A 12,713-nucleotide genomic window follows, 5' to 3' on the forward strand; every position below is an offset into this window, starting at 1 on the left:
CTTTTCCATTTCTCAAGGGCGCGGCACCTTGATCTGCACCTTGAAGCGGTTCTTCAGCGTCTCGTAGTAGGCCGCACCTTCGGCGGAAGACCACAGCTGCACGTACTGCTGGGCAGCCTGGCGTTCGAACTCGGCATCGCGCTGCTCGGGCGCCAGCACCTTGTTGACCTTGACCACGGCATAGCCAGTCTTGCCCAGGGACACACCGGTCCAGGCGGCTGCACCGTCCTTGACCGGGGCCACCAGGGCGGCATCCACCACTTCACGCGGCAGGCCCTTGGGGTCGTTGCGGGAGATCACCTGGGCGGCGGCCAGCCCCTGCGCCTTGGCGGCATCGGCCTTCCATTCGGCCAGCTTGTCTTCGCCGGCCTTCTTGGCCAGCTCGGCGGCCTTGTCGGCCACCCACAGGCGCTTGACGTCGGCTTCCACGGCGGTCAGGGGTTCGGTGTGCGCTGGTTCGTAGCGGGTGATGCGGCCGGCCACCATCTGGCTGGTGCCGAATTCCACAGCTTCGGTGTTGCGCTTGGAGTCCAGCGATTCGGGCGTGAACAGGGCTTCCAGGAAGCGGGCGCTGGCCAGAGGGCCTTCGGCGCCCTGCTTGGGTGTGCGCTGCACGCCGGTGGCCTTGACCACCTTCAGGCCCAGCTTGTCGGCCGTGGGCTGCAGGCTGTCGGCCTGTTCGTAGACCAGGTTGGAGAAGCTGTCCGCCACTTCCGCGTACTTGCGCTGGGCTTGTTGCTGCTGCAGCTCTTCCACGATCTTGGGACGCATCTGTTCGTAGCTGGGCACGGGCGGCTGCTTGGTGTCGGTCACCTGGATGATGTGGAAACCGAAATCGGTCGCCACCACATCGCTGATGCCACCCTTGGGCAGGCTGAATGCCACTTGTTCGAACGGAGCCACCATGGCGCCGCGGCCGAAGAAGCCCAGGTCACCACCGTTGGCGGCCGAACCGGGATCCTGCGATTCCTTCTTGGCCACTTCGGCAAAGGTCTCGGGCTTGGCACGCACTTCGGCCAGCAGGGCCTCGGCCTTGGCCTTGGCCTTGGCGCGCTCTTCGGCGCTGGCGGATTGCGGGGCGTTGATCAGGATGTGGCTGGCGCGGCGCTCTTCCTGGACTCCGGCCAGGCGTGGCGCGTTTTCCTTGTAGTAGGTGCGCAGATCGTCTTCGTTCAGCTGGATGCCTTGCTTGACCGTGTTCAGGTCCAGCACCACGTATTCGATGTCGGCCTGCTCGGCCTTGCGGAACTGGGCCTGGTGGGCGTCGTAGTAGGCCTTGATCTCGTCGGCCGAAGGCTGCAGTGCGGCCTTGTACTGCTCTGCATTGAACAGGGCGACCTGGATTTCGCGGCGCTGCAGCACGGCGTTCATCGCGGCGTCGGTGGTGGCAGGCGTGGTCAGGGAGGTTTCCTGCAGGCTGCCCAGCACCTGGTTCAGGGCCAGGTTGCGGCGCAGATTGGCTTCAAAGCCTTCGGGCGTCATGCCTTGCGAGGCCACCAGGGCACGGTAGCCGTCGGCGTCCAGCGTGCCGTCGGGCTTGCGCAGCGAGGCAATGGCGGGAATGCCCTGCAGGGTGCGCACCAGCTGGGCGTCGCTGGTGGTCAGGTGCATCTTCTGTGCGGCAGCGGTCAGCACGCGGTCGCGCACCATGCGCTCCAGCGTGGCGTACTTGGCTTCGGGCGAGTCGAGCAGCTTGGGGTCCAGGTTCGGCATCTCCGCACGCATGCGGTCGCTTTCCACGCGGTGCGCGTTGTCCCAGTCGGACTGCTTGATGTCATTGCCGTCCACGCGGGCCACGGTCGGACTCGACTCCGTGAAATAGCTGCGATCGATACCGACAAAAATGAACGAGGGAATGATCAGCAGGAACAGCAAGATCATCACGATCTTGGAGTTCTTGCGGATGGATTCGAGCATAGTCAAACTTTCTGAAGCTGCTGCAGATGCAAGAAAAAAGGCGAACCGCAGGGTCCGCCTTGGCCTGCCAACCGGTTCGGCATGAACCGGTGGCGAAAGGGAATCACCGTCGCACGCAGTGCCCGCAGCCAGCAAGGCCGCAAGCAGGTGAGCTGGACTATTCTACTTGAGGGTTTTCGACTCCCCCAACAGCGGCGCATGGATGCCACCACGGGCGGACCTGCGGGCACCGCGCGGGAGCGCCTCCCGCAGCGCTGCGGCTTGGCAGCCGGCACCCTGCAGCCACACTGCGCAAGTGCAGTCCAACACTGGGCCAACGCTGCCACGCACCGCAACGCCTGCAGTACCAAAGGTGCAGACAAAGAAAAAGGACTTGGATCACTCCAAGTCCTTCCAGGATTTTTGTGGTGGGTCCTGACGGTCTCGAACCGCCGACCTACTCCGTGTAAAGGAGCCGCTCTACCAACTGAGCTAAGGACCCGACCGAAAACCTTGTATCAGTTCAGCGCATCCTTCAGGGCCTTGCCCGGACGGAACTTAGGCACCTTGGCAGCCTTGATCTTGATGGTGTCGCCAGTGCGGGGGTTGCGGCCGGTACGTGCAGCGCGCTTGCCGACGGCAAAGGTGCCGAAGCCCACCAGAGAGACTGTGCCGCCCTTCTTCAGGGTCTTCTTGACCGCATCGATGGTCGATTCCAGAGCGCGTGCAGCAGCTGCCTTGGAAATGTCGGCGTTGTTAGCAATGTGCTCAATCAGTTCTGTCTTATTCACAAGATGCCTCTCGAGAAAGTGGGTTTAAACGTCGTGAAAGCGGGCCACTCGTGTGACGCATGCTTTGCTACACCAGCGCAGCACAGAGTAACCTGACTGGCAGTACCGCGTTGGGGCAGATTCTAGACGCAATTTTTCGCGCTTTTTCGCAAGTGCCTCGGTTTTTTGCGCAAAAGGGTGACGCGTGACTTTCCGCATTGACAAACCGGCAGACCCCGCGTGCAGCAAGGATTTGTACAAACACAGCCCCTGCCGGTGGGGGTTGCAGCCGTTTTTTCGCCTGCAGCGCAGACGCCGCGCTGCACAAACCGCACCACATTGGAGCTTGCCGATGGCCCTGAAAGTCGCGGTTTGGTGCATGCCTGTGGGGCTTGGGGACGGGGTGCGCTGCGGGAGCGTGGCGCATCAGCGACGCTGCCACTGCCGTCTGTACAGAGCGCGGGTGCGGTACGCTGCACCGGCTGGCCGCTGCAGGGCGGCTGGGTGCGGCCGGGGCAAGCGGTGGCCGCATGTGGTGGATGCGTGCTGAGGCGGGGTGCAGCGACCGTGTGCACGCCCCGGGATTGCTATTGCATCAATAGCTGCCTGCACCCGCCTGGAGCGCCCGGGCGGTGCAGCGGCCTGTTTTCAGCGGCTCATTTGCAGCGGCTTATCTGTCCACGCGGGCGCGGATCTCGGGAATGGCTTTTTGCAGGTAGTACACCATGGACCACACGGTCAGCACGGCGGCCAGCCAGATCAGCCAGTGCCCCCAGTAGCCGGTGTCCACGCCGGCGACCTTGCCGTCGTACAGCAAGAAGGGAATGGCCACCATCTGCACCATGGTCTTGACCTTGCCGATCATGTGCACGGCCACGCTCTTGCCTGCACCGATATGGGCCATCCATTCGCGCAGCGCGGAGATGGCGATTTCGCGGCCGATGATGATCAGCGCCACAAACACATCGGCCCGCTGCAGGTGCACCAGCACCAGCAGCGAGGCGCAGACCAGGAATTTGTCTGCCACCGGGTCCAGAAAGGCGCCAAAGGACGACGTCTGGTTGAGCCGGCGGGCCAGAAAGCCATCCAGCCAGTCGGTGGCCGCAAAGACAATGAACATCACCGCCGCAATCAGGTTGCGCGTGGCGGGATCAAAAGGGGCGTAGAACACTCCGACGATCAGCGGGATCGCGACGATGCGCGTCCAGGTCATCACAGTGGGGATGGTGAAAAACATGGGGGCGATTGTGGCACGCCACCGTGGCTTTCACCGGTAGCCCTTGCGCATGGGCCTGCAGCGTCCACTGCCGGGCCGCTGCAGGGCCGACTCGCGCGCCGAAACCACCACAAACGAAGCCTGGTACGGCGCGAACCGGTGTGAACCGATGTGTTTGCGGCCGCCGCCGCGCCGCTTCAGTGCAGGGCGCGGTAAATATCCTCGGCCAGTGCGGCGGAGATGCCCTCCACCGTCATCAGGTCTTCCACGCTGGCATCGGTCACGCCGCGCACACCGCCAAAGCGCTGCAGCAGGCGCGCGCGCTTCTTGGGGCCCACGCCGGGAATCTCTTCCAGGCTGCTGCTGCCGGTGCGCACCTTGGCGCGGGCCGCGCGCATGCCGGTGATGGCAAAGCGGTGGGCCTCGTCACGGATCTGCGCCACCAGCATCAGCGCGGCGGAGTCGTGGCCCAGGTAGACCTTGGGCCGGCCATCGGCAAACACCAGCTCCTCCAGGCCCACCTTGCGGCCCTCGCCCTTCTCCACCCCCACGATGCGCGCCAGATCCAGCCCCAGCTCGGTGAACACCTCGCGCGCCATGCTGACCTGGCCTTTGCCGCCGTCCACCAGCACCAGGTCCGGCAGGCGCGGTGCGCCGGCCGGCAGTTCGGCGCCGCCGGCTTCGGCCAGGGCCTGGGCCACCGGCTTGTAGCGGCGGGTCAGCACCTGGCGCATGGCGGCATAGTCGTCGCCCGGTGTGATGCCGTTGATGTTGAAGCGCCGGTATTCGCTGCCCTGCATCTTGTGGTGGTGGAACACCACGCACGAGGCCTGGGTGCTCTCCCCGGCCGTGTGCGAGATGTCGAAGCATTCGATGAGCAGGTTTTCCAGCCCTTCCTGCGGCAGGTCCAGGGCTTCGGCCAGCGCACGGGTGCGGGCCTGTTGCGAGCCTTCTTCGGACAGCAGCCGCGCCAGCTGGATGGCCGCGTTCTGCTGCGCCATCTCCAGCCAGATGCGGCGCTGGCCGCGCGGCTGGTGCTGGCTGCCGACCTTGTAGCCGGCCTGCTCCGACAGTGCCTGGGTCAGTTGCGGGTCCATGGCCTCGCTGACCAGCAGCACCGGCGGCACCGGTACGTCGATGTAGTGCTGCGCCACAAAGGCTTCCAGCACCCGCACCTCCACGGCCTGGGTCTGCTCGGCCTCGTCTTCGGTGGCGTAGACCCCCATGGCATCGTCCAGCTGGCTGGGGAAGTAGGCGCGGTCGCCCAGGTGGCGGCCGCCGCGCACCATGGCCAGGTTCACGCAGGCACGGCCGCCCTGCACCTTGACGGCCAGGATGTCCACATCCCGATCGTCGGCGGTTTCGATGGCCTGCTGGTGCAGCACGGTGGACAGCGCCGAAAGCTGGTTGCGCACCTCGGCGGCCAGCTCGAATTCGAGCTTGTCGGAATATTCCATCATGCGCCGCTCCATGCTTTTGAGCAGGGAATCGGTCTCGCCGCGCAGCATGGCTTCGGCATTGCGCACGTCCAGCGCATAGGCTTCGGGCGAGATCAGGTCCACGCACGGCCCGGTGCAGCGCTTGATCTGGTAGAGCAGGCAGGGGCGCGAGCGGTTGGCAAACACCGTGTCCTCGCAGGTGCGCAGGCGGAACACCTTCTGCAGCAGCTGGATGGTTTCCTTGACCGCCCAGGCGCTGGGGTACGGACCGAAGTAGCGGTGGCGCTTGTCCACGCTGCCGCGGTAGTAGGCCATGCGCGGGAACATCTGGCCGGCGGACTCGCCTGCCTTGCCGTCCTTGCCGGCCACGCCGGTGATCTTCAGATAGGGATAGCTCTTGTCGTCCCGGAACAGGATGTTGTACTTGGGGTGCTGCGTCTTGATGAGGTTGTTTTCCAGCAGCAGTGCCTCTGCCTCGGAGCGCACCACCGTGGTGTCCAGTCGCACGATCTTGCCGACCATGTGGCCGATGCGCGTGCCGCCATGGTCTTTCTGGAAGTAGCTGCCCACGCGGCGCTTGAGGTTGCGGGCCTTGCCCACATAGAGCAAGGTGTCCGCCGCATCGAAATAGCGGTAGACGCCCGGCAGTGCGGGCAAGGCGGCCACCTGGGCCAGGAGTTCGGCGGAATGCACATCAGAAGCCATGGCCCGTATTGTGCGTTGGCGCGCACCGCGCTGCCGCGTCCGCCGGCCATGGGCATGCGCCCGCACCAAGAAAAAGGCTGCTGCAGCACTTTCCGTGCGCTGCAGCAGCCTTTGGTGCAGGGTCGGCCGCCCTGGCCAGCGCACACACCGTGCGGGCGGGCCTGTGGGGCCTGCGGCTTATTCCGCCTGGATGTTGGCGGACTTGACCACGCCGGCCCAGTTCTTCAGATCGCCGGCCACCATGGTGCCCAGCGCCTTGGGCGCCATGTAGTCGGCCGTGGCGCCCTGCTCTTCGGCCTTCTTCTTGAACGCCGGGTCCTGCACCACGGTCTTCACGTCAGCCGTCAGCTTGTCGATCACCGCCTGGGGCGTGCCGGCCGGGGCAAACAACGCGAACCAGGAGGTGGCGTTCACGCCGGGGTAGCCCATTTCGGCCGTGGTGGGCACGTTCGGCAGGCTGGGCAGGCGTTCCTTGCCGGTGACGGCCAGCACCTTGAGCTTGCCGCTCTGGATGTGGGGCATGAATGGCGGCGCGGTGCCGAAGGTCAGGTCCACCTGGCCGCCCAGCAGGTCCTGCAGCGCCGGGCCGGTGCCCTTGTACGGTACGTGCACCATGTGGATGCCGGCCTGCTGTTCCAGCATGGCGCCGGTCACGTGCTGCAGCGAGCCATTGCCCGAGGAGGCGTAGTTCAGCTTGCCGGCATGGGCTTTGGCATAGGCCACCAGTTCCTTCATGTCCTTGACCGGCAGGTCGCCGCGCACCACGATGATCTGCGGCGCCGACACCAGGTTGGCCACGGGAACAAAGTCGTTCTGCTGCCAGGTCTGGCTCTTGCTCAGGTGGGGCGAGATCACGTGATAGCCCGAGTACTGCATCAGCAGGGTGTAGCCATCGGCCGGCGCACGCTTGACCTGGGCGGCCGCGAGGTTGCCGTTGCCGCCGCCCTTGTTTTCCACGATGACGCTCTGGCCGATCACCGGCGCCAGGGCCTGGGCCACCATGCGGCCCGACAGGTCGGTGGTGCCGCCGGCCGCAGCCGGCACGATGAAGGTGATGGGCTTGCTGGGGTAGTTGCCCTGGGCCCAGCCGGCAGCCGGCAGGGCCAGCGCCATGGCCGCAGCCAGTGCCGCACCATGCAGGCGGCGGGTACAACGTGGGGACAGCGAAATGGAAGGCATACAAATCTCCTTGGGGTGTGCCGTTCAGGCTTGTTATCGGTGCAGGACGCCAGGGATCTGTTTCCCTGGGCACCTGCCGGTGCAGTGGCTGCTGGCCGGGTGGCTGCAGCTTCTTGGTGGAAGGCGGACAGTGCGTCCCTGCTCCATGCCCCCGCATGGAACCGGGCGTGCTGTCAGCCCATCAATGGATCTTAGGATCGCATCGGATCAGGCCCGCGCCAGGGCGCGCTCCCGCAGTGCGGCAAAGTCGGCCGGCGGCTGGTGCAGATCCAGGCGGCAGCCCGCCTTGGCAATCTGGCTGGGTGTGTCGTGGCCGATCAGCGCCGGCAGCGCACGCGCCGCCGCCACCACCTGCTCCAGGTCCACGCCGGTGTCATAGCCCATCAGCTCCAGTGCGTGCACGATCTCTTCGGTGCAGGCATTGCCGGAGGCGCCGGGCGCATACGGGCAGCCGCCCAAACCGCCGATCGATGCATCGAAGCGGTCGGCACCCGCGTCGATGGAGGCCAGCACATTTGCCAGCGCCATGCCGCGCGTGTTGTGGAAGTGCAGGGTCAGGCCCAGCTGGGGCCAGCGCGCCTTGTACGCGGCCACCAGGGCATGTACCTGGCTGGGATAGGCCATGCCCGTGGTGTCGCACAGGGTCACGCCCTGCACGCCCAGGTCGGCAAAGCGCTGCACCCAGGCCAGCACCTCGGCCTGCGGCACGTCGCCTTCCATGGGACAGCCGAAGCAGCAGGACAGCGATACATTCACCGGCACACCGGCCTGCTGCGCCGTGGCGATCACCTGCAGCAGCGCCGCGAAGGACTGGCTGCGCTGCATGCGCAGATTGCAGAGGTTGTGTGTCTCGCTGACCGACATCACCAGGTTCAGCTCGTCGGTGAGCGCTTCGATGGCGCGCTCGGCGCCGCGCACATTGGGCACCAGGGCGGTGTAAACCGTGCCGGGGCGGCGTGCGATCTCGCGCATCACCACCTCGCCGTCGCGCAGTGCCGGAATGGCCGTGGGCGAGACAAAGGCCGTGACCTCGATCTTGGACAACCCGGCCGCCGACAGCGCATTCACCAGCGCAATCTTGTCTTCGGTAGGCACGAACGCCTGCTCCATCTGCAGACCGTCGCGCGTGCCGACTTCATTCATGTAGATGCGGCGATCCGCACCCTGCCACAGGTTCTGGCTGTTCATTGGATGACTCCCTTGGCGCGCAACTGCGCAATCTGTTCGGCCGTCAGGCCGACTTCGGCCAGCACGGCATCGGTGTCGTCGCCCACATGCGGAGCGCTGCTGCGCACGGTGCCGGGCGTGGCGCTGAGCTTGGGCACGATGCCGGGCACTTCCACGGCATGGCCGTCGCGGGTGTGCTGGGTCAGGATCATCTCGCGGGCACGGTAGTGCGGGTCCTCGGCAATGTCCTTGGCGGTGTAGACCTTGCCGGCCGGCACGCGCGCGGCGCCCAGCTGGTCCATCACCTGCTGCACGGTCTGCTGCCGGGTCCAGTGGCCGATCACGCCGTCGATCTCGGCCACCCGCGCCACGCGGCCGGCGTTGTCGGCCAGATCGGGCGCATCGGCCAGGTCCTGGCGGCCGATCACGCCCATCAGGCGCTTGAAGATGGAGTCGCCATTGCCCGCCACCAGCACCCAGCCATCCTGGCAGGGGTAGGCATTGGACGGGGCAATGCCCGGCAGCGCGCTGCCGGCGGCTTCGCGCACGGCACCGAAGGCGCTGTATTCGGGCAGCAGGCTTTCCATCACGTTGAACACGGCTTCGTGCAGCGCCACGTCGATGACCTGGCCCGGGCCGCCGTTCACCTTGCGGTGGTAGAGGGCCATCATCACGCCGATCACGCCATGCAGCGCCGCCAGCGTGTCGCCGATGGACACGCCCACGCGCACCGGCACGCGGCCGGGCTCGGCCGTCAGATGGCGCAGGCCGCCCATGGCTTCCCCGATCACGCCGAACCCTGGCAGATCGCGGTACGGGCCGGTCTGGCCGTAACCGGAGATGCGCAGGATCACCAGCCCGGGGTTGAGGGCGTGCAGCGCCTCGGGCGACATGCCCCAGCCTTCCAGCGTGCCGGGGCGGAAATTCTCCACCAGCACATCGGCCTCGGCAATCAGCTTGCGCGCCAGGTCCTGCGCTTCCTGCTGGCGCAGGTCCAGTGCGATGGAGCGCTTGTTGCGCGACTGCACCTGCCACCAGACGGAGGTGCCATCCTGGATCAGGCGCCAGTTGCGCAGCGGATCGCCGGCGCCGGGTGCCTCGATCTTCACCACATCGGCGCCAAATTCACCCAGCGTCTTGCCGCAGAAAGGGCCGGCAATCAGTTGCCCCATCTCGACCACCTTCACCCCCTGCAGCGCGCGCGGCGTGGCAGTCTGGGTGGCGGGGTCCCGTATCCATTGCGTTGTGGACATCGCGTCTTGTCTCCATATCCCAGGCCCATGGTCTCCGGGCCTTTGTGCAGGCATCTTGCCGCCGGTCGCGCAGTGTGCAAAACGCTGAAATGCGAAGCTGCCATCGCATTTCGGCATAGCCGGACCGCGTGACGGGATAATGACACCCCTCTCCTGTTGCACCGTATGAAGCTCGACCCCGTCACCCTGCGCCTGTTTGTGGCCGTCATGGAAGAAAGCGCCATTGCCCGCGCCGCCGCGCGCGAGCACATTGCCCCGTCTGCCGCCAGCCGCCGCCTGGCCGAACTGGAAGCCCAGCTGCAGGTGGAGCTGTTCACCCGCAGCAACCGCGGCAGCCAGCCCACCGCCGCCGCCTATGCGCTGCTGCACATGGCGCGCAGCGTGCTCAACGAGCTGGACGGCATTGCCACGCAGATCAAGGACTACGGCCGCGACCACGGCAGCGGCCTGCGCGGCCATGTGCGCGTGGTGGCCAATATCTCGGTCATCACCCAGTTCCTGCCGGCGCAGCTGCAGCGCTTTCTGGCCCAGCACCCGCAGGTGGATGTGCGCCTGCAGGAGCGCGTGAGCACCGACATTGCCCGCGCCGTGGCCGACAACGAGGCCGATATCGGCCTGCTCAACCACGGCAGCTATGGCGAAAAAATCCAGCTGCGCCCCTACCGGCGCGACCGGCTGGCCGTGGTCGTGCCCCACGGCCATGCCCTGGTGCGACGGCGCAGCGTGCGCCTGGCCGAGCTGGTGCAGTACGACTGGGTGGGCATGCATGCCGGCAGCGCGCTCAACCACCTGGTCACGCGCGCGGCCGCCGACCAGGGCCTGCAGCCGCGCCTGCGCATGAAGGTGACCGGCTATGACGCCCTGTGCCTGATGGTGGCCTCCGGCCTGGGCATCGGCATCCTGCCCGAGGGCAGCGCCCGCCTGTACCTGGGCACGCTGCCGCTGCACTGCATTGCGCTGCAGGAGCCCTGGGCCGAACGCGAGCTGATGCTGTGCGTGCGCGCCACCGAAACCCTGTCCCCTGTCACCCAGCTGCTGGCCGAGCACCTGTGCCAGCCGGCCGCCGACTGAAGTTCCTGCATGCCCGACTTTCTTCCGCTTTCCCCCTCTGCCGTCCCCTCCAACGCAGCGCCACGCACCTGGGACCTGTTCTGCCAGGTGATCGACAACTTCGGCGATGTGGGCGTGTGCTGGCGCGCCGCGTCGGAGCTGGTGGCGCGCGGCCAGACCGTGCGGCTGTGGATGGACGACGCCAGTGCCCTGCAATGGATGGCACCGCTGCCGCACCCGCCGGGCCTCACGGTGCACCCCTGGCCCGCCAGCGCCGCCGATGTGCCTGCGCGCGTGGGCGAGGTGGTGGTGGAAGCCTTTGGCTGCGAGATTCCCGCACCGTTTCTGCAGACCCTGGCCGCCCAGGCGGCGGCCGACCGACCGCCGGTGTGGATCAACCTGGAATACCTGTCCGCCGAAGACTATGTGGCGCGCTGCCACCGCCTGCCGTCGCGCCTGATGAGCGGGCCGGCCAGCGGGCTGACGCGCTGGTTCTTCTACCCCGGCTTCACCGCCGACACCGGTGGGCTGATTGCCGAGCACGACCTGGCGGCGCGCCAGGCGGCTTTCGCCGCCCGGGGCCGCAGCGCCTGGCGTGCCGCCCACGGCCTGCAGGACGGCGACTGCGCCATCAGCCTGTTCTGCTATGAACCGCCGGCCCTGCCCCAGCTGCTGGCCCAGTTGCGGGAGCAGACCGCGTCTGCACAGGCCGGCTGGCAGCCCCAGCTGCTGACCACGCCCGGCCGCGCCACGGCGGCGGTGGCCGCCGCCCGGCAGGCCGATCCGCGCCTGGAAAGCCTGGACGTGCACGCACTGGACACCAGCCCCCAGCCGCAGTTCGACGAGATGCTGTGGGCCTGCGACCTGAACCTGGTGCGCGGCGAGGATTCGCTGGTGCGTGCGCTGTGGGCGGGCCAGCCACTGGTGTGGCACATCTACCCCCAGGACGACAATGCCCATCACGCCAAGCTGGACGCATTTCTGGACTGGCTGCAGGCCCCGGCGGCATTGCGGTCTTTTCACCACGCCTGGAACGGCCTGGCGCCGGCCGATTCCCTGCCCCGGCTCACCCCCGGTTTGCTGCGGGAATGGCAGGCCTGCACGCTTGCGGCGCGTCAAAAATTGCATGCCCAAACCGACTTGATCGCACAGCTGCTGCAGTTTGTGGCCGAAAAAAGTTAAAATCGACGTTTTGCCTTCTTGGGCCCGCCTTTTCTGAACAGGCTGTGGCCCTGAGGCTCCCGCCGCGGAACATGCGGCAGGCCCTCGTCATCGAACGCCATTGCAGCGCCACTGACGCCCTCGCCTGCCGCGTAGAGCGGCTCAACCTCCCGCAATCAGCTATGAAAATCGCTCAAGAAATCCGCGCCGGCAACGTGATCATGTTCGACAAGAACCCCATGATCGTTCTGAAGACCGAATACGCCCGTGGCGGCCGTGGCGCTGCCACCGTGCGCATGAAGCTCAAGAGCCTGATCGGCAACTTCGGCACAGAAAACGTGTTCAAGGCCGACGACAAGATCGACAACGTGATCCTGGACAAGAAGGATTGCACCTACTCCTACTTCGCTGACCCGATGTACGTGTGGATGGACGAAGAGTTCAACCAGTACGAAGTGGAAGCCGAAAACATGGCCGACGCCCTGAACTACCTGGAAGACGGCATGACCGCCGAAGTGGTGTTCTATGACGGCAAGGCCATCTCGGTCGAACTGCCCACCACCATCGTGCGCGAAATCACCTGGACCGAACCCGCTGTGAAGGGTGACACGTCCGGCAAGGTGCTCAAGCCCGCCAAGATCGCTACCGGTTTCGAAGTGGCTGTGCCCCTGTTCGTGGCCCAGGAAGACAAGATCGAAATCGACACCCGCACCGGCGAATACCGCAAGCGCGTGTAATGGAGCCGTAGCCCTGGCGGCTGCGCTCCATGCAAAAAGGCTTCCCTCGGGAAGCCTTTTTTTGTGCGCTGCGCTGGGCGCAGTGCGGTGGACGGCAGGTCTGAAGGGCGGCAGCGCCTGCGTGCCGCCTGCCTTCCGGA

Annotated in this window: 10 protein-coding genes and 1 tRNA gene; 3 read left to right on the plus strand and 8 right to left on the minus strand. The window is 66.3% G+C overall.

Annotated features, from left to right (window positions below):
• Positions 1-12: 12 nt before the first annotated feature.
• From CT3_RS14100 to CT3_RS14135, 8 genes are all read right to left on the minus strand, one after another.
• A complete protein-coding gene (locus tag CT3_RS14100; protein ID WP_066533563.1) occupies positions 13-1,917 on the minus strand; it encodes a peptidylprolyl isomerase in 1,905 nt (634 codons plus the stop codon).
• A gap of 405 nt (positions 1,918-2,322) precedes the next feature.
• Positions 2,323-2,398 (minus strand) — tRNA-Val (locus CT3_RS14105).
• A 16-nt stretch (positions 2,399-2,414) separates the two neighbouring features.
• Complete coding sequence (locus CT3_RS14110) at positions 2,415-2,687, minus strand: HU family DNA-binding protein (protein WP_043387285.1); 273 nt, start codon at positions 2,685-2,687, stop codon at positions 2,415-2,417.
• Between the two features lie 649 nt (positions 2,688-3,336).
• A complete protein-coding gene (gene pgsA / locus CT3_RS14115; protein ID WP_066533565.1) occupies positions 3,337-3,903 on the minus strand; it encodes a CDP-diacylglycerol--glycerol-3-phosphate 3-phosphatidyltransferase in 567 nt (188 codons plus the stop codon).
• A 176-nt stretch (positions 3,904-4,079) separates the two neighbouring features.
• Positions 4,080-6,026: an excinuclease ABC subunit UvrC gene (uvrC, locus tag CT3_RS14120; RefSeq protein ID WP_066533566.1), complete on the minus strand. Its 1,947-nt coding sequence runs from the start codon at positions 6,024-6,026 to the stop codon at positions 4,080-4,082.
• A 177-nt stretch (positions 6,027-6,203) separates the two neighbouring features.
• Positions 6,204-7,139: a Bug family tripartite tricarboxylate transporter substrate binding protein gene (locus tag CT3_RS14125; protein WP_066534006.1), complete on the minus strand. Its 936-nt coding sequence runs from the start codon at positions 7,137-7,139 to the stop codon at positions 6,204-6,206.
• A gap of 273 nt (positions 7,140-7,412) precedes the next feature.
• Positions 7,413-8,393, minus strand: a complete 981-nt coding sequence (locus CT3_RS14130; RefSeq protein WP_066533567.1) for a hydroxymethylglutaryl-CoA lyase — start codon at positions 8,391-8,393, stop codon at positions 7,413-7,415.
• A complete protein-coding gene (locus CT3_RS14135) occupies positions 8,390-9,625 on the minus strand; it encodes a CaiB/BaiF CoA transferase family protein (protein WP_066533572.1) in 1,236 nt (411 codons plus the stop codon). Before CT3_RS14135 ends, CT3_RS14130 begins: the two co-directional genes overlap by 4 nt.
• Before the next feature lie 165 nt (positions 9,626-9,790).
• Here CT3_RS14135 and CT3_RS14140 point away from each other — a divergent pair, with 165 nt between their 5' ends.
• The 3 genes from CT3_RS14140 (at position 9,791) to efp (ending at position 12,573) form a co-directional block, all read left to right on the plus strand.
• The gene (locus tag CT3_RS14140; RefSeq protein WP_066533574.1) at positions 9,791-10,696 is read left to right on the plus strand and encodes a LysR family transcriptional regulator; all 906 of its coding nucleotides are present in this window, start codon (positions 9,791-9,793) and stop codon (positions 10,694-10,696) included.
• A 9-nt stretch (positions 10,697-10,705) separates the two neighbouring features.
• On the plus strand, positions 10,706-11,857 hold the full coding sequence (gene earP / locus CT3_RS14145) for an elongation factor P maturation arginine rhamnosyltransferase EarP (protein WP_066533578.1): 1,152 nt from the start codon (positions 10,706-10,708) through the stop codon (positions 11,855-11,857).
• 161 nt (positions 11,858-12,018) lie between these two features.
• Positions 12,019-12,573: an elongation factor P gene (gene efp / locus CT3_RS14150; RefSeq protein ID WP_066533580.1), complete on the plus strand. Its 555-nt coding sequence runs from the start codon at positions 12,019-12,021 to the stop codon at positions 12,571-12,573.
• The last annotated feature ends 140 nt before the right edge of the window (positions 12,574-12,713 follow it).

The organism is Comamonas terrigena NBRC 13299, from assembly GCF_006740045.1.
GTDB classification, from domain to species: domain Bacteria; phylum Pseudomonadota; class Gammaproteobacteria; order Burkholderiales; family Burkholderiaceae_C; genus Comamonas; species Comamonas terrigena.

Excerpts from the sequence above, each read along its gene's own strand:
- CT3_RS14100 (WP_066533563.1), bottom strand. The coding sequence starts at position 1,917 with ATGCTCGAATCCATCCGCAAGAACTCCAAGATCGTGATGATCTTGCTG.
- pgsA (WP_066533565.1), bottom strand. The coding sequence starts at position 3,903 with ATGTTTTTCACCATCCCCACTGTGATGACCTGGACGCGCATCGTCGCG.
- uvrC (WP_066533566.1), bottom strand. The coding sequence starts at position 6,026 with ATGGCTTCTGATGTGCATTCCGCCGAACTCCTGGCCCAGGTGGCCGCC.
- CT3_RS14125 (WP_066534006.1), bottom strand. The coding sequence starts at position 7,139 with ATGGCGCTGGCCCTGCCGGCTGCCGGCTGGGCCCAGGGCAACTACCCC.
- CT3_RS14130 (WP_066533567.1), bottom strand. The coding sequence starts at position 8,393 with ATGAACAGCCAGAACCTGTGGCAGGGTGCGGATCGCCGCATCTACATG.
- CT3_RS14135 (WP_066533572.1), bottom strand. The coding sequence starts at position 9,625 with ATGTCCACAACGCAATGGATACGGGACCCCGCCACCCAGACTGCCACG.
- CT3_RS14140 (WP_066533574.1), top strand. The coding sequence starts at position 9,791 with ATGAAGCTCGACCCCGTCACCCTGCGCCTGTTTGTGGCCGTCATGGAA.
- earP (WP_066533578.1), top strand. The coding sequence starts at position 10,706 with ATGCCCGACTTTCTTCCGCTTTCCCCCTCTGCCGTCCCCTCCAACGCA.
- efp (WP_066533580.1), top strand. The coding sequence starts at position 12,019 with ATGAAAATCGCTCAAGAAATCCGCGCCGGCAACGTGATCATGTTCGAC.